This window comes from Lysinibacillus sp. NPDC048646 (assembly GCF_050272295.1).
Taxonomy (GTDB): Bacteria; Bacillota; Bacilli; order Bacillales_A; family Planococcaceae; genus Lysinibacillus.
Window position 1 is genome coordinate 70,706 of the sequence record NZ_JBNNLZ010000008.1, and the last position, 19,364, is coordinate 90,069.

The window sequence follows — 19,364 nt, forward strand, 5'->3', positions numbered from 1 at the left end:
TCTAGAAATGGCTATAGAATTCTTCCTTCTTCCGATTTGTAGGCAGTAGTTGTTTAATGGAGGCATTTTGATGAAGTAATGCCAATAGGATTTTGTCTGTATGCTGTTGATTCACTGTTACTATTAGTTCATTGACATCATTATGCAAGGAGCGTTGATGTTGAATTTCAATAAAAGGTAATAACTCTTCCAGTGATTGTTGACTGGAAATTTCAAAAATCACTCTATTGCTTTGATTTTCTGTATCATGTAATGAATCCGTTGGACTGACTTGACCATCTTGAATGACAAAAACCTGATCTACGAGATTTTCTAGTAATTTTGTTTCATGACAAGTTAAAACGATACTTAGGCCATTGTCTTTTAGGGAGGCCAGTGTATCTTCTAAGTCACTTTGTGCTTTAGGGTCAAGACCCGATAATGGCTCGTCCAATATAAGGAGATCCGTTTCTTCGAGCATTGCCTGCATAATCATGACTTTTTGCTTCATGCCTTTAGAAAAATGGACAATCCTTGTATGGCGAGCCTCTTGCATATTAAAAATAGCCAGTAAGTAATCTATTCGTTGTTGTAATGGCTTTTTAGGCATGCCACTAATACTGCCCATATGATAAAGATACTCATGTGGGGTAAATAAAATTTGAGAAGGGGTTACTTCTGGCACGTAGCCAATTTTTAGAGATTGATGTCGTTTGTCAATAACACCGCTGTCTGGATCCACTAAGTTGCCGATAATTTTTAGTAAAGTACTCTTGCCGGAGCCATTCTTTCCTACAAGTGCCACGATCTGTTGAGCATAAATAGACAATGAAACATTCTCTAAAACTTTCTTGCCTTTATATTGTTTAGTGATGTTCTGTACTTCCAAAATACGTTTCATTTTTACACCCCTTCTTTAATGATGGACCTTTATGCTTACATGGAGATTTTTTTGCTAGTTGTTTTTGATTCACGTATAAGATTATTATAAATTAATGTTCACTTAATTGCTTTTAAAAAGTGGGGCAATTTTCTATTTTTGTCTGTTGTTACTATTGGAATAACTACAAAAAGATCCTGCTCAGTGTTTACTGGCAGGACCTGTAGAGAATTATTATAAGGAACGATATTTTTTTAAGCTAATAATATTTAACACGATAAACACAAGCGCAAAGCCTGCAAGTTTCAATAAATCTACTAGAATTTCACTAAAGGTATATCCTTTGTACATCACGCCATTCAATGCATCGGCTGCATAATAAAGGGGCATGATACGACCAATATTTTGTAACCACTCGACCATACTATCGAGCGGAAAGATGCCAGAAAAGAATACTTGCGGCACAATGACAAGGGGGATGAATTGCATCATTTGAAACTCTGATGCAGCAAAGCTTGATAACAGAGCCCCTAATGATAAAGATACCAAGGCAACTAAACTATTAATTAGAAGGACAAGCCAGATAGAGCCCACATGAACAATATCTAGTACATAGATGCCAAAGTTTACGTTAGCAAATACGCAAATACAATAAACAGAATGACAAAAAATGTTAATTTAATTGTATGGAAATTGTTTGGGTGCCTGGCACCGAAATAAAACCAGCAATTCTCCATTGAAAGTAGGTGGAGAGGTTGCTGGTTATGGTTTATGTTTCATAGTATGCACTTAATGCCTTTTCTAATCGTTCTTCTAAATGCTGCGATATATAGTCTACCACAAATTTCTCTTTTTCCAACTCAATTTGCGCAGAGCGAAAAACTTTTGCGAAAAAGCCAGCCTTATTTTGCGCTGAAAATTGCTGTAAGGCTTCTGTACGTAATGTTGAAACAATTTCATTTTCTATATGACGTTCACGGATTTTTTTGACAATATCTTTCACACTACCCTCTTGTAGCTCTAGTATTTGCTTTTGCAGATTTTCATTTTCATCTTTAAGTTCTGCTGTTTCTTTTTGAATTTCCGTAATTTGATGATTTGATTCAGGGGAAAGTGATTGCATATTTTGTGCGAGAAAATCTTGGTTAATCGAAATTTGAAAGATGCCTTGTTTATCACTTGTTTGCATATCAAAAAGTCCTGTTTGTATCATTTGCTGCAAAACATTCCCTAGCACATCGACTTTATTGGCTAATTCATCGGTAGAAGCCAGTGTTGTGGCCGTTATTTGATGTTTGAGGAGCTGTCCATCTTCATCAATACCTAAAAGATGTTTTAAGCCTTTCACTCGGTATTCGTCCTTCAAGAGAAGAATCATGCGTAGCCTTAATATGGCAGAGAGAGTTAAACGAATATTAGTGATTGGGTTTATCGTGGTGTTATCAAAAATATATTGTTCAAATGGTTTAATGTAATAACGGAGCATTGTATCAGTAATTTCAAACCAATTGGCAACCTCCGAAATGGAGTAGTGCTCTTTTTCATGAATGTGCGATAAATAAACATCACTATAAAGTTGTTCTTCTAATGGCGTATGTTGTATAACGACAAAAAGTGGATCATGTTGCACAATTTCAAGTACCATCTCTTTTGCATTACTTATTTCAAGCATTCCTTTACACCCCACTTTATTATTCTTTAGCTAGATTGGCATTACTTCCCTATATAGGTTTCTATTCAATTGGATGCAATTGTATGCCTATTTTAAGAGGGAAATAATTACTAGCTTTTTAAAAAATATAAATAATTCATTTCCATAAAGTGTATAGATAAAATGACCTGTTTATGATTACAAAAATTTGTTATTTTTGTCACTTAAGAAAAACTTAAGAAATGTCCATGCAATTTATTAAGAAATGCTCCCTATAGTAAGAGTTAACTTACAAAACCTAAGACGGGGAGATTTTACATGCAATTTATAACATTCCTTACCGAATTTATTAAACATCCAAAAAATACAGGAGCGATTTCACCGAGTTCGAAAATACTAGCGAAAAAAATGGTGGAATCCATTAATTGTGAACAAGCACAATGTATTGTTGAATTAGGTCCGGGAACAGGTTCTTTTACAAAAGAAATTATCAAGAGAAAAGGACAACAAACGAAACTCGTGCTAATTGAGAATAATGAAGTGTTTTCTACTGCATTAAAGAAAAAATATCAAGATGATTCAAGTGTCATTGTCATACATGGATCAGCCGAACATTTGCGTACGTATGTGAAATCATTACATATTCAAAAAATTGACTATATATTATCGGGCTTACCTTTTACATCTTTGGAACCAGCACTTTCATCTAGAATATTAAATAATGTAAACGAGACCTTAGAAGAAAATGGAGCATTTATTACTTTTCAATATTCACTCGTTAGGAAATCCTTTATCGAAAAATTTTTTGACGACATTTCATTGAAAAAGGTTTGGGTGAATCTTCCGCCTGCTTATGTGTTAAGTTGCAAAAAAGGAAGTCAGAGGATAAGTAAGTAATGGAACTACAGGATTTGATGGCATTTATCGAACATTATGGTTACTTTGCGTTATTTTTTAGTCTATGGCTTGGCATCGTCGGCATGCCCATTCCTGATGAGATGATTGTCATGAGTGGTGGATTTTTATCATCTTTAGAAAAAATGGGTTTGATTCCTGCTTTTATCTTAACTTATTTAGGCGTTGTTTCAGGGCTTTCGTTAGGCTATATCCTTGGCAAGGTGTTTGGTCTTAAAGTTCTTGATAAATTGGTGAAAAAGAACAAAGCAAAATACCTTTTACAATCAAAAGACATCATTAATAAGTATGGGCATTTTGCTTTAGTGATAAGTTATTTTATTCCAGTAATTAGGCACATTATTCCTTATTTAGTTGGCATGAATAACATGTCATTTAAAATTTATGCTTTGTATTCGTACACAGCAGGCTTTGTATGGACAATGATTTATTTTACGCTTGGTTTTTTCTTTGGCAAACATATCGAACACATTGGAAAACTTGCCACGCAATATGGTTTATATTTTGGGGTCACCGTTATGGTTTTGTGGATTATGTATTATTGTTATAAACGAAAATTAGCGAAAATGTTAAAAATAAAGAGAAGTAATGGTTAACTATAAATTATTAATCTAAAAAATGGTGGGATAGTATGAATAAAGAAACGATACTGGTAGTGGATGATGAGAAGGAAATTAGGGATCTTATCACCATTTATTTAAAAAATGAGGGTTATGAAGTAGTACAAGCTAGTGATGGAGAAGAAGGTCTATTGCTGCTAAAGCAACACAAAGTTCATTTAATTGTTTTAGATATCATGATGCCTCAAGTAGACGGTATACAGATGTGTAGGAAAGTAAGAGAAATAGCTGAGATGCCGATTATTATGTTGTCGGCAAAAACACAAGATATGGATAAAATTGTTGGTTTAACAATGGGTGCCGACGATTATGTAACAAAACCCTTTAATCCATTGGAACTAATTGCGCGTGTAAAATCGCAGCTTCGAAGGTATTTGAAAATGAGTAGTGCGGAAGGCAAGGATGTCCATGAAATAGAGATTGGTGATATGCGCATTAATATAGCGACACATGAAGTAATCGTAGCTGAGCAGAAGATAAAGTTAACACCGAGGGAATTTTCGATTTTGGAATTACTCGCACGACATCAAGGAATGGTCATGAGTGCACAACAAATTTATGAAAGAGTATGGCAAGAGGAAGCATTTCAATCAGAAAATACCGTGATGGTACATATAAGGAAAATAAGGGAGCGAATCGAGAATAATCCGAGAAATCCTCAGTATATCAAAACAGTTTGGGGAGTAGGTTACAAAATTGAAAAAGATCTTTAAGCTAGTGCATTACATATGCAACAAACTAAAAAAGTTCATTGTAAATGCTATAAAAAAAATTAGACAAAGCATTAGAATTCAACTATTAACGACTTTTATTCTTTGTGCTTTTTTAGGTGTACTTGCAGCTAGAGCAACACTTCCATTCATTTTGAATATAAATCAAACAGCTACAATTGACTATGGTCAGGGAATGCAGCAAATAAATTTTCAGGCGCAGCGTGCGGCAGATTTGGCTATCAATGAAAATAGTGTAGAATCTTTACAGCAAATGATTGAAGCAGAAAATGTAAAGCTTGACATGAAACAGAGTGCGTTGAAAGTGTTTGTTACTGATGAGAGCGGCAAGATTTTATATAAAACACAACAAATGGAAGAGCAGCAAATCAATTTGCATAATACAATTCGTCATGTTATGGATTTTGCAACTAACCATCCACTCTATGAGTATGAGATACCGGCAATCGAGCAATCGGCGCAAGAATTTATTGCTTTTTATCCATTAACTATAGAAGGTAAAAACTTATATTTATTTGTCAATGGTATTCCAGAGGGGATGGTAATTGCAAGTTCGACAGAGGGCCTTATCCCTTTATTTATTGCAATTGCTGTTTTTACCTTTTCATTTTTCTATATAACGAAACGAAAAATGAATCAAATTGAGGAGTTGGCAAAGGGGGTTATGGAAATAGCAAAAGGGAACTTAGCCTATCGAATAAAAAAGAAAGGGATAGATGAAATTGCATTATTAACAGAGAATGTAAATCATATGGCTGAAGCAATTATGACAAATATAGAAAAGGAACGAAGCATTGAAAAACAAAAAAATGAATTAATTACCAATGTATCGCATGATTTGCGGACACCCTTAACGTCAATTATGGGGTATTTACGTTTATTAAGAGAAGGGAGATATGACAATAGAGAGCAATATGAGGAGTACATAAAGATTGCTTTTTCAAAGTCAGAGCAATTAAAGAATTTAATTGATGATTTATTTGAGTACACGAAACTAACGAACGAAAATATCGTATTAAACCAACACAAGGTATGTATCAATGAGCTACTTGATCAACTAATAGAAGAATTGGTTCCACAAGCTGAAGAGCGTGGCCTTGTATTTGAAAAAAATTTCCCCGAAGAACGCATAGACGCCTCTGTCGATTCGGAAAAGATTGTGCGTGTTTTTGATAATTTATTAATGAATGCTATCAAATATAGTACGAGTGGCCGAGCAATAAAAGTTTCTTTAAAGAAACAATATAATAGCCTTCAAATCTGCGTAGCCAATCAGAGTGAACAGTTTACGAACGAAGAATTAGGGAACTTATTTGAACGATTTTATAAAAAAGATCAAGCGAGAACAAGTGCATCTGAGGGTTCAGGTCTTGGGCTTGCCATCGCCAAAAGTATTGTTGAACTTCATATGGGGGAAATTCGAGCAAATTATGAAGATGGCATGTTACAGTTTACAATCCTGTTGCCAATTGCAGCAAAGTGCTAAACAATTAAATTGTGGAAGGGCCAATCACATTATGTATTTTTTAGCGCAGAGATTGTACATTATTCTTTCATGCATATTGTTGATTACTATGCTTTATGCAATCAAGTCTATGAGGTCCCTCTGAAGATAATTTTAAAAGGCATTGACTATGTATAAAAGCAAGCATCAAGTGGGAATTAGTAGGTCAAAACGTTGTATCGTTAAAGAGATGAAGTCGGTAATTTAGAATGTTGTAAGGAAATAGAAGTACCGACTTCTGCTATAGTTTTTCGATTTTTAGAAGGTGATTTGGTGATATACCCAAGGGGATGTTTTCTAACATTTCTACGAATATTGTTGTGTCCTTAATAAGAATTTGTATTTCGGTTTGCTTATATTGTCTTTGAAGTTCCGACACGTATTCGGTGATTATTTGTAAATTCAATGTGTTCTTGACTTCTACCTCTACAAAAAACGGAAGTGTTAACTGAGGAAGGGAGGAGCAACCGCGACGAATCCAAATCGCTTCATTGACATAATAACGTATGGGTAACTGATGATTACTTGCTATAAATATATCCATTTAGTACTCCTTATCGCTAGACGTTACCGTTGATGGAACAATAAAATCAACTGGTTCTTACTATCATAAATGACGTTAACTTATTAAATCAAGAATAGTGGCATTGCTACGGACGGATAGAATCGTCAAAGTGGCGGATAGAATCAGTCAAAGTGACGGATAGAATCGTCAAAGTGGCGGATAGAATCGCTAAAGTGAAGGATAGAATCGTCAAATCGGCGGATAGAACCCTTTCATTGTAATAAATAAACCAAGTAGGGATTTGAGCTTGCTTGGTTGCTAAGACATGAAAAGCCAGTGATTGTGTCGTCATGTACTTTTCGGCAATCGCACAAGGAAGTAAGCTAACACCAAGCCCTGCTGCAACACAACCAATGATGCCATCGAGTGTGCCAAACTCCATCCTTGTAAATTGGATGAAAATCTAATTACAAAAAGAGGAATCAAAAACAAGTAAGCAGACCACTGAGGGAGCTGCTTACTTGTTGTATTAGTGAATATCGCGTTTTTTAAAGTTACCGCCGCGTACTTCAGAAACGTCTGAAATGACGACAAAAGCCCCTTCATCGATATCTTTAATAATCGATACAAGCTTATTTTCTTCCATACGGTTAATCACGCAGTTTAAAATTTCAGTAGACTCGTTCGAAAAACCGCCTCGTCCTTGTGTATAGGTAACGCCACGTCCTAAGCGAGATTGAATAGCGTCTCCAATCTCTTCTGATTTGGCACTAACAACACGAACAGATTTCGATTTCTCCAAACCGACTTGAATAATATCAATCACATTTTTCGCAATGTAATAAGTTAAAGCAGAGTATAAGGCACTTTCAAGTCCGAAAATAAAACTTGCGCCGATAAAAATAAAGGCATTGATAAATAAAATAATATCACCGACTGAGAATGGAATATTACGCGATAGTAAGACTGCTAAAACCTCAGAGCCATCTAAAGCGCCACCATTACGTAAAACAATCCCAATCCCTACACCTAGCAATAAACCACCAGATAATACGATTAATAAGGGATCATTAGGTCCTAAAATAGTCTTGACATCGTGTAAAAGTACAGTTGAAATGGATAACGCCGCAATTCCGACAATACTCATTAAGGCAAATGTTTTCCCTACTTGTTTATAGCCTAAATAGACAAATGGAATATTTAATACAAAGAGTAACACACCTAAAGGTATTTCAAATAGATGCGCGCCCATAATACTAATCCCTGTGACACCACCATCGATCACATTATTGGGAATTAACACAGCCTCAAGTCCGTAGGCTGCGATGACTGCACCGATGACAATCATGATAATTTTACGAATGTTTTGCAATAACTTTCCTTTTTTCATAAATCTTCTCCAATTCTTCTTAGCAATATGTTATTTCTTAACAGAGTGTTTTACTATTGTAATATATTTTCTGGGTAAAATGAAAGCAATTTGGATATTGCCCCTAAGGCTTTGGAATAATGTTGAAAGCAATCGTTTTAGTTTCTGTCTCTGCATCTAGGGTGCCCATTTTATAATATTTTGTCATTAAATTATTTAGATCTTCTTGAAAATGATCAAATTGCTCGTTTGATAATGTTAAATCTACTAATGAAAATGTCGAGGTGTCTTCAACATGTTCGGTTTCAGCAATCGAGGATAGATAATTTTGGTATTGCGTTAGTAAGAATAATTGATAGTAGGAAATAAAGTTTAACTTTTGCTCCTGCGATAAATTCTTCAAGTCCTCATGATTCAGTCGGGCTGCATCCTCATTTAAAGCATAAAATTTCTCAACAACTGAACGCACTTTTCTTTCCTTGACAATCTTAATAATACTTTCATCCGCTAAAATTTGGATATGTCGGTAAAGAGTTGCTTGAGGAACATCTTTGATAATTTTATTCATCTCTAACGTACTTAAACCATCTTCTTTGTGTTGCATGAGCGCCTGTAAGATTTTCATTCTCACAGGATGCATTAAAACTTCTGCTTTATTACGCATATTTAACTCCTCCAATAAGCATGAACGCTGTAAAATTAAGAAAAATGAAACTTAATTATAAAAGTTGCGAATGTTATCAAAAAATATAATATAAATTAATTCAAATGTATAGTGTAAAAAAGTAATGCAATTATTAAATCCTTTTGTTATCATTATTGATAATGATAATGAATGAGGTGAACAGCTATGAAGTTACACTATGGTTTCGATGAAATAAGTCACATTGATTGGGCAAGTATTCTACCCATCTTGATTCCGTTTTTGCTTGTTGGATTTTTATTGATTTTAATTGCCCTAATTGATTTATACCGTTATCGAAAAGTAAGAGAGAACGTACTTATGTGGACAATTGTGATTGTGTTATTTAATACAATTGGACCGATTTTATATTTTACGATAGGCAGAAAGGATGTAAATGAACGTGCGCTTAGAAATCAATAATGTAACGAAAAAATTTAAGCATAAAACGGCTGTCAATCATTTTTCGATGGTCATTGAAGAGAATGAGTGTGTGGGGTTAATCGGACCAAATGGGGCAGGGAAGTCAACGTTAATTCAAATCATTGCAGATATTCTAAATGCGGATGAGGGGAGTATTGTTCTTGATGGGCAAAATATAGCCATGAAGAAAAATCAAATTGGCTATTTACCTCAATACCCTAATTTCTACTCTTGGATGACAGCATATGACACATTACTCTTTATGGGCACACTGTCCGGTATTACAAAAAAACAATTGCAGAAAGATATTCCGCTAATCTTAAAAAAGGTAGGGTTAGCGAAAGAAGCGCAGTCAAAAGTCGGCGCATTTTCAGGTGGCATGAAGCAGCGCTTGGGCATTGCACAAGCTTTGCTCCACAAGCCAACCTTAATTATCATGGATGAACCTGTATCTGCCTTAGATCCAATAGGACGAAGAGAAGTGTTAAATTTACTCAAAGAGATAAAAAGTGAAACGACGATTTTATTGTCTACCCATATATTGGGTGATGCAGAAGAAATCTGTGAACGTTTCGTTGTCATCAAAGATGGACAGAAAATTGAAGACGCTACTAAAGAGCAATTGCTCCATCGAAATCAAGAATCTGCTGTTTATTTAGTAGTACAGAAAGATGATTTCAAATGGCTCGAAAAAGTTGAGCATTTACCTTATGTCAAGAAAGTTGAGAACTATGAAGAGGGTTTTAAAATACATGTCAATCAACTTCATGTAGATGGATATCAATTATTACAAAATGCTATGGATCAAAAAATAGCGATTACAAAGTTTGAAATAGGCGTTAAAGAGAGCCTAGAAGATACATTTTTGGCATTGGTGGTGGATGTATGAATACTTTTGCGATATTAAGTAAAAAAGAATTTAGTCAAATGGTAAAAGAATATAAGATACTTTGGTTGCCCATTGTTTTTATGTTACTAGGTATTACGCAACCAATCATGATGTATTATCTGCCCATGATATTAGAGTCACTTGGCGGAGTCGGAGGCATTATGATTGATCCAACAATGGCCAAACCAGAGGGGAGCGAAGTATTAGCTTCGACATTAAATTCACAGTTTGATCAGTTAGGTATCATCATCGTGATCGTTGCTGTCATGAGTGTCATTCAAGCAGAAAAAGCAAATGGGATGTTAGCATTTATTTTAACAAGACCCGTATCGATTTCAGCTTATTTAGGTAGTAAAATCGGCACGCATTATTTGTTGGTGGTTTTTAGTTTGGCGATTGGCTATATTGCGTCGTATGGCTATACACTGTATTTATTTTCATCTATACCTATTGCGCAGGTCATCTTAGCATTTGCCCTGTATTGTCTATGGTTGCTATTCATCATTACATTCGTGACGATGTTAAGTACATTTTTTAATAGCCAGGCTGTGATTGCGTTAGTAAGTATTGTTGTATTACTACTATGTCGCTTAATTGCTGGTTTGCATCCGGTCTTAGACATATTTAATCCAGCGGGTTTCAGTTTGCGTGCATCGAGTTTTCTAATGACAGGTAGTGTAGGTGCTTGGTGGGAAATCAATGTAATCGTTACGCTTCTTCTTATTTTTGGCATGATATTGACGATGCATTATTGGATAGCGAAAAAGAAATTTTAATAGATAGTAGGTGAGAGCGTGTTAACTATACGTAATTTACAGAAAATGTATGGGCAACATGAAGTATTAAAGGGCGTAGAATTACACATTAAACAAGGTGATGTTGTAGGATTTGTTGGAGCGAATGGAGCGGGTAAAACAACTACACTCCATTGTATTACGGGATTAGTAGAGCAAGATGATGGACAGATAACGATTAATCATGTTCCGAAATCTCATGAAATTACTTATAAAAAGCAGTTTTATTTTATACCAGATACAATTCAAGTATTTAAAAATATCTCAGCATATACCTGGATAAATTATGTTTTAGCATTATATGAAAAAGAAAACAAAGAAAAGCTAGACAGCTTGATAAAGGCGTTTGGGATGGAGAACAGTATTTATAAATCAATGGGGACGTATTCTTATGGGATGCTTCATAAAATGGCTCTTATTACGGCTTTTACGATTAGTCCACCTATTCTCATTATGGATGAGCCATTAAATGGGTTAGATCCTCTCGCTGTTGTCACATTTAAAAAATATTTGAAAGCATACGTAGAGAGTGGCGGAACTGTACTTTTCTCTACGCATCTATTAGATGTTGCTGAAAAAATCTGCAAATCGATTGCCTTCTTAAAAGGTGGAGAGATTGAATTACATGAGTCTCTAGAGAAGCTTTTACAAGAAGGAAACTTAGAAATGGTTTTCATGGAGAAGCAAGCATATGAAGCTTAATTTTCAGCTCGTAAAGATTTTTTTGACATCGATCTATACAAGACCGCAGCAACCGATGCTACAAGTGATGTTAGTCATCGCTATATTTTATTTAGCTATTCAGTATCTAGGGCTTAATGTCATGATTTATTTTTTTGGAACTGCTGAGACGTATTTATTTTATAATGTCATTCTGTCAAACGTGGTTATTTATGTATTGACAGCTTATTTTGCAATAGCAATTGTATATAGTCAGCGTGACTTTTCGATACTAGCAGGGCTACCAATTTCATCAAAAGAAATCGTCATAGCTAAACTAATAAGTGGCCTAGCATACCCTTTGATAGTCGGTGCTATTCTCCACATTCCAACAATTATACTTGTGCTATTAAATTATAAACTGCATGAAGCGTTTAATTTTTTAGCATTTTTACCGTTGATGAATATCTTTGTAGCGATATTCCTTCTGTCTGTACTATCCATCCTAAATCGATTCCGAAGCCGATTTTCAAATGCAATTTTGTACTTATCTACAAGGATTGGCATTGTTTTATTGATTGGATTAGCTCCTTTCGTGTACTTTTTCATCTATAAGTATGAGGACATGACATTTATTATAAGCAACTTAGATGTTTTAACACTATCAAGTTTAGCTGCTTTCTTAGTAGATTTCCTGGACATAGGATATAGCTTTGCCACGCAACAGTTATTAATCAAGGTAATTGTGATGCCCTATGCCATGGAAAGTAGTATGAGTTCTTTCTTGTTATTACTAAGTGTTTGTTATCTTTTATATAGAGCAACTGTAAAGAATTTAACATCCAATTATTATAAGAATGTTTTATTCGGAAATAGCGTAGAACATAAGTCTACTGTTCGGTTGTATCCTATAAAAAGTAGTTGGGGGTTGTATTTGCAGCGTGAGTATTGGGTTATCCAAGCAGAACCTTATTTTATGATGCAAGTACTCCTAGGTTTGCTATTATCCCCAATCTTTACGTGTATCTATCTCGCTTTTAGTCAAACAGATTGGACGGGAATGCAATTTTATTTGAGTAAAGATATTCCCATTTTTGTCTATATGATTTTATGTATAAGCTGTGTAAACAATATGAGTGGAACACCCTATTCAAGAGAGGGCGTACATTTTACAACGAGCAGGATGCTACCGTTAAATCGAAGGAAAGTATTTTTAGCAAAAGTCACCATCTCTTCTGTCATGAGCGCAATATCCGTGCTATTCAGTTATGGAATTTATTTCTTATTTCGTGAAATCAGTACTTTTGACATACTATATTTGATTATTACCTTGGGCTTAATTATTAATTACAATTTGTTAACGCCGATTTATGATAGGCGACATCCATTACTGACATGGAAAAATCCATCCGAAGCGGTTAAGACAAATCCTAACGTTTTAATGAGTCTACTTTATGGTTTTCCATTACTCGTATTTATTTGTATCAGCCATTTTAGTCTACTTACGATGGGTGTTTCACAGTGGGTGGCAATAAGTATAATGGGGATTTTAACGATGGCAAGCATGACGATTTTACTCACTAGAATAGGGAAAAGTCAAAGTAAATTAAGAAAATGTGAGGATGTGTGAAAAATAGTAGAAATATCATTAAATACAAATAGTGCAGTGCCACTCTATAAGCAGTTAGTTCAGCAACTGATTGTAGAAATAGCAAAAGGCACGTTGAAGTATGGTGAGCCCATGCCTTCTATCCGTGAGATGGCCATGCAAACGGAGCTCAATCTACATACCGTGCATAAGAGCTACAAAGAATTACAAATGAAGGGACTTTTAAAAAGAAAACCAAACTCAAAAGCCTTCATCATCATGCAACATGCATCACCTTTAAACAATATGGATGTGCAACAAATTTCAATAGAACTTGAGCAAGTGTTAGTAGAAGCCTATGTGTTGGGACTGAGGAAAAATCAATTACAGCAACTACTAAGTAATATCTCACAAAAGTATTCATTTTTGTAATCGAACTTGTCATTAGACAATTCCAAATTCAAGCTACTAAAAGAGATGACATCAACTATGATGTCATCTCTTTAGCATTTATATAAAACATCTCTCTTAATTTTATGTAGAGCCTTAATAGGCAAATGTTAGTAAAATGACTATGATTTTTAAGAAAAATGGGTACAAAGCCAAATGAGTTTTCATCACTTACATATTAATAGTATATGGCAATAGTAAAAGCATGGGTGAGAGGGGTGACAAGATTAGACTTTTGTAAAGAGGGCCAACATCTCGATACATGTTTCTAAATGCAAGCCGGAGAGGAGGGAAAACACTATGCAACCGATGGCTTGGATAACTATTTTAGCATTTCTGGTTACTCTTGTATTTATTTTATGGAGACCTAGGGGGATCAATGAAGCTATTCCTGCTACAATTGGGGCAATCGTAGTATTAATAAGTGGAAGTGTCTCACTTACCGAACTTGGAACTATTATGCAGACCATTAGTGGGGCAGCTATAACCATCATGGCAACGATTGTTATGGCAATAGTCTTAGAAAGCTTTGGTTTTTTTAACTGGGTCGCTGAAAAGCTAGCTGAAAAGGCAAAAGGCTCAGGTATTCGATTGTTTTGGTATGTCAATTTGTTATGCTTTCTCATGACTCTATTTTTTAATAATGATGGTAGTATTTTAATCACGACGCCTATTTTGGTCATGTTATTAAATAACATGGATTTAAAAAATCATCAAAAAATTCCCTACTTATTATCTGGAGGCTTAATCGCAACTGCTTCAAGTGCTCCAATTGGTGTAAGTAATATCGTTAATTTGATCGCCCTGAAAATTGTAAATATGAGCTTGTACGCACATACAGCCATGATGTTTGTTCCAGCAACTCTTGGATTACTACTTCTCGTTGGGCTCCTATTTTTAAGGTTTAAAAAAGATTTACCTAAAGTGATACCTACTAAAGTAACTGGATTATCGCTTCCTTCTTATCACCCGCTCAAGCAAAGTTCCATGTATGTTACAGGGAAAGACCGTTCGAAATTTATGCGTAATATCCTGTTATTTGTTTTCGCAGTTCGGATTAGCCTCTTTTTCGCATCATTTGTTTCCATACCAGTTTCAGTAATGGCGGTAATTGGTTCTCTTGTTCTTTTAGGATGGAGATGGATGTATTTAAAAATACCACCTGGCGATATGCTGAAAAAAACACCATGGTATATCATCATTTTCGCATTCAGTATGTACGTCATTATTTATGGATTAAATAACATCGGCTTAACAGAATGGTTAATTGAATTTATGCGACCGTTAGTTTCAGGAAGCCTACTCCATTCCAGTGTGATGATGGGGCTACTATTATCAGTACTCTCCAATATCTTCAATAATCACCCAGCACTTATGATCGGAACACTCACGCTCATGAATATGGATCTAGATTTACTGTCCTTGAAAGTATCTTATTTAGCAAATGTTATTGGAAGTGACATGGGTGCATTATTAATTCCTATGGGAACGTTAGCTACACTGATGTGGATGCATATTGTTCGACGAGGGAAAGTAAAGATTACTTGGTGGGAATATATAAAAGTCACTGCTGTGGTTATACCGCCTACAGTATTATTTACATTAGTCATGCTTTACTACTGGGTTACTTGGCTATTTTAATATGCATAATTAGATATTGTAAGACGAATCTAGCATGTTGAATTTAGAAAAATAGCCAACATAAGACCGAATGTATATAAATTTGTTTATATACACTCGGTTTTTGTCATCTTAGTTAAATCAAAAACATTGCCACGATAGTCGTGACGACAAGTCCTATGAGTACAGGCAGTAGATTGCGCCGTGCAAGCTCGAATGGGCTGACGTTACAAATAGCGGCAGCTGGAATTAATGCCCAGGGAATTAGTGTACCGCCGCCGATCCAAATTGCTGTAATTTGTCCGAGAGCCGTTAGCGTAGCCGTTCCGCCACCGATGGCATTGCCAAACAAATTACCGACAGATCCAGTCAAAGAAATGCCGGAGAAGCCAGAACCGTCTAATCCTGTAATGGCGCCAACGACAGCTAACGTTATCACAGCTATTTCCTTCGTTAACGGCACAACTGCAGCTAAGCCAACACCTAGATCATTGACAATACCATGTGAAGCAGCCGGTAAAAAATCACCAATTATTTGCTTGAATCCTGAGTCACCGAGATAGAAGAAAGCTGCGATTGGGATTACGGGTCCAAATACTTTAAAACCAAATTGGAACCCTTGAATTAAATAACTTGTCGATTTCTCCAGTCCTTCTTTTTTGTGCGCGACAACGCAGAGCACGAGTAAAATAAAGACCGCTGTTCCTCCAATTAAAGCAGTTGCATCACCGCCCTGTAGTTTTAAAACCGACATGGCGATGACATCGAGTAAAAATGCGATGGGAATGAGTATCGCAAAAAATCGTTTTTGTCCGCGTGTTAGCAAGTTCTCAGCAGTTACTCGCTCTAACCCATCATCTGTTTCAGTAGTTCCCTTTAAATCAAGCGTACCCCGTTTCATATCACGTCGTAATAAGAAAAAAGCGACAATCGTTGTGACCAAGCCCATCGTAATCACAAGTGGGATACTGGCAGAAACAACATCACCCACTGGAATACCGGCAGCATCTGCAGTGAGCTTCGGGGCACCTTGTATAACAAAATCACTGGATAGCGCAATTCCATGACCAAATAAGTTCATAGCCATTGCAACACCGAGAGCTGGTAAGCCTGCACGTAGAGCAACGGGTAACAAAACTGCCCCTAACAGTGCCACGGCAGGAGATGGCCAGAAAAACCAAGAAATAATCATCATTAAAATCCCAATTGTCCAATAAGCGAGCGTCGGAGTTTTAATGATTTTTGTAAATGGTGCAACCATGACTTCATTAATACCAGATGTCATTAACACACGACTCATGGCCACAATAATGGAAATAATGAGGATTGTAGACAGAAGCTCAGTAATTGCAAAGATAAAACTGTTAAAAACACCACTTATAGATGAAGTTAAATCGCCGGTAGCAACCATGGCTAGCATGAAAATGCCAAGTATACAAATGAGGGTGGTGTCCCGACGTTTAACCATAAATCCTATAATCAATACAATGAATACAATATAAATCCAATGGAGAGCAGTTAGTTCAATCCCCATAATTTTCCCCCTCAAAATTCGGTCTGATTTTATAGAATATGAAGGGGAAAAAAAGTTGGTGATGGATTTGAAAAATTTCGCCTTAAGTTGACTGGTAATATGAATTGATAATTGAAAAATTAGATCACTTACATTTACTATAAAGGAAAAAGCTGTTGAAAGTTCGATTGAATCAAATTTTCAACAGCTAAATGAACACAACGGACTTTTTCAGTGCCCTCCAACTAATCCTTTACAAAACTTTTACAGATTTTGGAATTATACTTACTTAATAGACTGAGAAAGCGAGATATTTTTTTATATTTAGTATTTTATACATATTTATTGTAAATTCGCCAAATTTACCCTGATAAGTTGTTATAATAGTTTTTTAGAAATTTAAAGTTATAAATCCAATATTCTTTTTTTGATAAATTATTTTATGTAATGAAGTAGAGGTGAACCATAGGTGAAGCAGGTGTTGGTAATTAAGAATGAACGCTCTTTAGCAAAGAAAATCGTAAGCGGTCTAAAGCAAGAAGGCTATTTCATTTTAACACTTCACAATGAAAACAAAGGTTTAAATATAGTATATGAGCAAGATTGGGATATTATCGTATTGGATTGGGATTCGTTAAGTATATCTGGACCGGAAATTTGTAAACAAATACGGGTAGTTAAAACGACACCGATAATCATTGTGACCGATAATGTGTCCAGCAAGGACTGCATAGCAGGATTACAAGCAGGAGCAGATGATTATATAAGAAAACCATTTGTGAAAGAAGAATTAGTAGCAAGGATAGAAGTTGTTTTAAGAAGGGGGGAAGGTATCCAGACAAACGAGACTAATTTCTTTCGGTTTAAAGATATCTTCGTGGATGCATCCCGCAATATTGTGACAAAAGATGGAGAGAATTTCCTGCTTACTAAGCGTGAGTATGACCTACTTGTATTTTTAATTAAGAATAAAAATACAATATTGAGCCGTGAAATGCTTTTGAACCAGGTTTGGGGATATGACGTAGCAGTAAATCCAAATGTAGTGGATTTATATATTGGATATTTAAGAAAAAAGCTAAAGTGCGAGAAGAAAGACAGATATATTCAAACAATACATGGCAGGGGTTATTCAATGATTGAATGGTAAAAGTAATATACTAGGTAAAGTACAGTTTGTCACAGTAATCAATATTAAACATAATTGAAAAAACACGAGTAAAAACAGTTTCAACCAGTTTTGCTCGTTTTTTTTTGTTCTATTAAATGTGATAACCAAGCAGTTTCTAGAAGATATTGAAGAGAAGGAAACTATAAAAAGAATATTTCACGCATTACTTTCTTGTATCCAATACTTAATGTGAAAAATTAACTTTATTTATCATCTTACATTTTTCACAAGATTTTCACAGAATTAAAGACTATACTGATTCACAGAACGGTTAAATGAAAATGATTATCAATAGCAATTAGGATGGCTAGCAATTACTATCCATTTCAATCTATAGACTTCATCATTTTCGAAATAAATTACATAATAAGGAGCATGTGTATGAAGAAATCTATGTTTTTAAAATTTGTTGGTATTATCGCAGTTTTGACATTGATGTTAGTAGCTTGTTCAGATTCAAGTAATAAATCTAATCAAGAGTCAAAGTCTAATGAAGATAATGGAAGTAAAGAGGTTGCTAAACCTGCGACAGTTGAAATCACTGATGCCCACGGAACTGTTACTGTTCCTGTAAATCCAAAGAATGTAGTTGCTTTGGATAATAGAACTTTTGAAACTTTAGCTGATTGGAAAATTGAATTAGTAGCTGTTCCGAAGGATGTAATGCCTGCAGATTCGCCGTATGTAAAGGACGATTTAGTTAAAAATATTGGAAATCACCGTGAACCAAATCTTGAAATTATAGCAGCTGCAAACCCTGAACTTGTAATCGTCGGTCAAAGATTTGCAGACTATTACGAAGAGATCAAAAAATTAGTGCCAAATGCTGTCGTTATTGATCTTAATGTAGATGTTTCTGAGGAAACTGCTACGCCTGGAGAAAACTTAGTAAATGGACTTAAAAATTCTACAATTGCTTTAGGACAAATTTTCGATAAAAATGAAGAAGCTAAACAAGTGGTAGCTGATTTTGATAAAGTTATCGAAAATGCTAAATCTGCTTATAATGGAACAGATAAAGTGATGAGTGTTATCGTTGGTGGTGGGGATATTGGTTTTTCAGCTCCTCATTCTGGACGTGTTTGGGGACCAATGTATGAAATTTTCGGTTGGGCACCAGCATTAGAAGTTGCCGACTCTACTTCAGATCATAAAGGTGATGAAGTTTCTGTTGAAGCTATTGCGCAAAGTAATCCTGATTGGCTTTTCGTATTAGATCGTGATGCTGCAATATCTGGTGAGGAAAATGCAGTTCCTGCTCAGGATGTTATTGCTAACGCACCTGCTCTTCAAAAAACAACTGCTGTTTCTAAAAAACATATTATTTATGCACCTGCAGATACTTACACAAATGAATCAATTCAGACTTATATAGAGTTGTTTGAAAACCTTGCAAATACTTTAGCTAAGTAGTGTAAAG

Annotated in this window: 21 protein-coding genes; 13 read left to right on the top strand and 8 right to left on the bottom strand. The window is 35.3% G+C overall.

Annotated features, from left to right (window positions below; all coding sequences use genetic code 11):
• Position 1: 1 nt before the first annotated feature.
• The 3 genes from ACQKII_RS11130 to ACQKII_RS11140 all read right to left on the bottom strand — a co-directional run bounded on the left by ACQKII_RS11130 (position 2) and on the right by ACQKII_RS11140 (position 2,531).
• On the bottom strand, positions 2-880 hold the full coding sequence (locus ACQKII_RS11130) for an ABC transporter ATP-binding protein (protein WP_427459184.1): 879 nt from the start codon (positions 878-880) through the stop codon (positions 2-4).
• 213 nt (positions 881-1,093) lie between these two features.
• Positions 1,094-1,537 (bottom strand): ABC transporter permease, encoded by a 444-nt coding sequence (locus ACQKII_RS11135; protein ID WP_427459370.1) that lies wholly within the window; start codon positions 1,535-1,537, stop codon positions 1,094-1,096.
• A gap of 91 nt (positions 1,538-1,628) precedes the next feature.
• The gene (locus tag ACQKII_RS11140) at positions 1,629-2,531 is read right to left on the bottom strand and encodes a hypothetical protein (RefSeq protein ID WP_427459186.1); all 903 of its coding nucleotides are present in this window, start codon (positions 2,529-2,531) and stop codon (positions 1,629-1,631) included.
• Between the two features lie 297 nt (positions 2,532-2,828).
• Here ACQKII_RS11140 and ACQKII_RS11145 point away from each other — a divergent pair, with 297 nt between their 5' ends.
• From ACQKII_RS11145 to ACQKII_RS11160, 4 genes are read left to right on the top strand one after another with little or no spacing between them, the layout of a single operon-like run.
• Entirely contained in the window at positions 2,829-3,407 is a 579-nt protein-coding gene (locus ACQKII_RS11145) for a class I SAM-dependent methyltransferase (protein WP_427459188.1), read from the top strand.
• Positions 3,407-4,021, top strand: coding sequence for a DedA family protein (locus ACQKII_RS11150; RefSeq protein ID WP_427459190.1), 615 nt, complete (start codon positions 3,407-3,409; stop codon positions 4,019-4,021). Before ACQKII_RS11145 ends, ACQKII_RS11150 begins: the two co-directional genes overlap by 1 nt.
• Positions 4,022-4,056: 35 nt before the next feature.
• On the top strand, positions 4,057-4,758 hold the full coding sequence (locus tag ACQKII_RS11155; protein WP_427459192.1) for a response regulator transcription factor: 702 nt from the start codon (positions 4,057-4,059) through the stop codon (positions 4,756-4,758).
• A complete protein-coding gene (locus tag ACQKII_RS11160) occupies positions 4,742-6,262 on the top strand; it encodes an ATP-binding protein (protein WP_427459194.1) in 1,521 nt (506 codons plus the stop codon). The genes ACQKII_RS11155 and ACQKII_RS11160 overlap by 17 nt, the downstream gene beginning before the upstream one ends.
• 259 nt (positions 6,263-6,521) lie before the next feature.
• On the opposite strand, the gene ACQKII_RS11165 is transcribed toward ACQKII_RS11160, so the two are convergent.
• The 4 genes from ACQKII_RS11165 to ACQKII_RS11180 all read right to left on the bottom strand — a co-directional run bounded on the left by ACQKII_RS11165 (position 6,522) and on the right by ACQKII_RS11180 (position 8,818).
• Positions 6,522-6,824, bottom strand: a complete 303-nt coding sequence (locus ACQKII_RS11165) for a hypothetical protein (RefSeq protein WP_427459196.1) — start codon at positions 6,822-6,824, stop codon at positions 6,522-6,524.
• 106 nt (positions 6,825-6,930) lie between these two features.
• Positions 6,931-7,227, bottom strand: coding sequence for a LysR substrate-binding domain-containing protein (locus tag ACQKII_RS11170; protein WP_427459198.1), 297 nt, complete (start codon positions 7,225-7,227; stop codon positions 6,931-6,933).
• An 87-nt stretch (positions 7,228-7,314) separates the two neighbouring features.
• On the bottom strand, positions 7,315-8,175 hold the full coding sequence (locus ACQKII_RS11175) for a YitT family protein (RefSeq protein ID WP_427459200.1): 861 nt from the start codon (positions 8,173-8,175) through the stop codon (positions 7,315-7,317).
• Positions 8,176-8,278: 103 nt separating this feature from the next.
• A complete protein-coding gene (locus ACQKII_RS11180) occupies positions 8,279-8,818 on the bottom strand; it encodes a helix-turn-helix domain-containing protein (RefSeq protein ID WP_427459202.1) in 540 nt (179 codons plus the stop codon).
• A 186-nt stretch (positions 8,819-9,004) separates the two neighbouring features.
• On the opposite strand from ACQKII_RS11180, the gene ACQKII_RS11185 reads away from it, so the two are divergent.
• The 7 genes from ACQKII_RS11185 to ACQKII_RS11215 all read left to right on the top strand — a co-directional run bounded on the left by ACQKII_RS11185 (position 9,005) and on the right by ACQKII_RS11215 (position 15,281).
• Positions 9,005-9,259 (top strand): PLDc N-terminal domain-containing protein, encoded by a 255-nt coding sequence (locus tag ACQKII_RS11185; RefSeq protein WP_427459204.1) that lies wholly within the window; start codon positions 9,005-9,007, stop codon positions 9,257-9,259.
• Positions 9,240-10,148, top strand: a complete 909-nt coding sequence (locus ACQKII_RS11190) for an ABC transporter ATP-binding protein (RefSeq protein WP_427459206.1) — start codon at positions 9,240-9,242, stop codon at positions 10,146-10,148. Before ACQKII_RS11185 ends, ACQKII_RS11190 begins: the two co-directional genes overlap by 20 nt.
• Positions 10,145-10,924, top strand: a complete 780-nt coding sequence (locus tag ACQKII_RS11195) for an ABC transporter permease (protein ID WP_427459208.1) — start codon at positions 10,145-10,147, stop codon at positions 10,922-10,924. The genes ACQKII_RS11190 and ACQKII_RS11195 overlap by 4 nt, the downstream gene beginning before the upstream one ends.
• A gap of 18 nt (positions 10,925-10,942) precedes the next feature.
• Positions 10,943-11,644, top strand: coding sequence for an ABC transporter ATP-binding protein (locus ACQKII_RS11200; RefSeq protein WP_427459210.1), 702 nt, complete (start codon positions 10,943-10,945; stop codon positions 11,642-11,644).
• Positions 11,634-13,232: a hypothetical protein gene (locus ACQKII_RS11205; RefSeq protein WP_427459212.1), complete on the top strand. Its 1,599-nt coding sequence runs from the start codon at positions 11,634-11,636 to the stop codon at positions 13,230-13,232. Before ACQKII_RS11200 ends, ACQKII_RS11205 begins: the two co-directional genes overlap by 11 nt.
• A 36-nt stretch (positions 13,233-13,268) precedes the next feature.
• The gene (locus ACQKII_RS11210; RefSeq protein ID WP_427459214.1) at positions 13,269-13,622 is read left to right on the top strand and encodes a GntR family transcriptional regulator; all 354 of its coding nucleotides are present in this window, start codon (positions 13,269-13,271) and stop codon (positions 13,620-13,622) included.
• A 327-nt stretch (positions 13,623-13,949) separates the two neighbouring features.
• A complete protein-coding gene (locus ACQKII_RS11215; RefSeq protein WP_427459371.1) occupies positions 13,950-15,281 on the top strand; it encodes an arsenic transporter in 1,332 nt (443 codons plus the stop codon).
• A 115-nt stretch (positions 15,282-15,396) separates the two neighbouring features.
• Here the strand turns inward: ACQKII_RS11215 and ACQKII_RS11220 are convergent, their stop codons facing one another.
• Positions 15,397-16,794: a hypothetical protein gene (locus tag ACQKII_RS11220; protein WP_427459216.1), complete on the bottom strand. Its 1,398-nt coding sequence runs from the start codon at positions 16,792-16,794 to the stop codon at positions 15,397-15,399.
• Positions 16,795-17,242: 448 nt separating this feature from the next.
• On the opposite strand from ACQKII_RS11220, the gene ACQKII_RS11225 reads away from it, so the two are divergent.
• Complete coding sequence (locus ACQKII_RS11225) at positions 17,243-17,923, top strand: response regulator transcription factor (RefSeq protein WP_427459218.1); 681 nt, start codon at positions 17,243-17,245, stop codon at positions 17,921-17,923.
• Between the two features lie 402 nt (positions 17,924-18,325).
• Entirely contained in the window at positions 18,326-19,357 is a 1,032-nt protein-coding gene (locus ACQKII_RS11230) for a siderophore ABC transporter substrate-binding protein (RefSeq protein ID WP_427459220.1), read from the top strand.
• Positions 19,358-19,364 lie beyond the last annotated feature (7 nt).

Coding starts and splice junctions, on each gene's coding strand:
- ACQKII_RS11185 (WP_427459204.1), top strand. CDS start 9,005: ATGAAGTTACACTATGGTTTCGATGAAATAAGTCACATTGATTGGGCA.
- ACQKII_RS11180 (WP_427459202.1), bottom strand. CDS start 8,818: ATGCGTAATAAAGCAGAAGTTTTAATGCATCCTGTGAGAATGAAAATC.
- ACQKII_RS11130 (WP_427459184.1), bottom strand. CDS start 880: ATGAAACGTATTTTGGAAGTACAGAACATCACTAAACAATATAAAGGC.
- ACQKII_RS11215 (WP_427459371.1), top strand. CDS start 13,950: ATGGCTTGGATAACTATTTTAGCATTTCTGGTTACTCTTGTATTTATT.
- ACQKII_RS11145 (WP_427459188.1), top strand. CDS start 2,829: ATGCAATTTATAACATTCCTTACCGAATTTATTAAACATCCAAAAAAT.
- ACQKII_RS11170 (WP_427459198.1), bottom strand. CDS start 7,227: ATGGAGTTTGGCACACTCGATGGCATCATTGGTTGTGTTGCAGCAGGG.
- ACQKII_RS11230 (WP_427459220.1), top strand. CDS start 18,326: ATGAAGAAATCTATGTTTTTAAAATTTGTTGGTATTATCGCAGTTTTG.
- ACQKII_RS11150 (WP_427459190.1), top strand. CDS start 3,407: ATGGAACTACAGGATTTGATGGCATTTATCGAACATTATGGTTACTTT.
- ACQKII_RS11195 (WP_427459208.1), top strand. CDS start 10,145: ATGAATACTTTTGCGATATTAAGTAAAAAAGAATTTAGTCAAATGGTA.
- ACQKII_RS11205 (WP_427459212.1), top strand. CDS start 11,634: ATGAAGCTTAATTTTCAGCTCGTAAAGATTTTTTTGACATCGATCTAT.
- ACQKII_RS11140 (WP_427459186.1), bottom strand. CDS start 2,531: ATGCTTGAAATAAGTAATGCAAAAGAGATGGTACTTGAAATTGTGCAA.
- ACQKII_RS11220 (WP_427459216.1), bottom strand. CDS start 16,794: ATGGGGATTGAACTAACTGCTCTCCATTGGATTTATATTGTATTCATT.
- ACQKII_RS11175 (WP_427459200.1), bottom strand. CDS start 8,175: ATGAAAAAAGGAAAGTTATTGCAAAACATTCGTAAAATTATCATGATT.
- ACQKII_RS11165 (WP_427459196.1), bottom strand. CDS start 6,824: ATGGATATATTTATAGCAAGTAATCATCAGTTACCCATACGTTATTAT.
- ACQKII_RS11155 (WP_427459192.1), top strand. CDS start 4,057: ATGAATAAAGAAACGATACTGGTAGTGGATGATGAGAAGGAAATTAGG.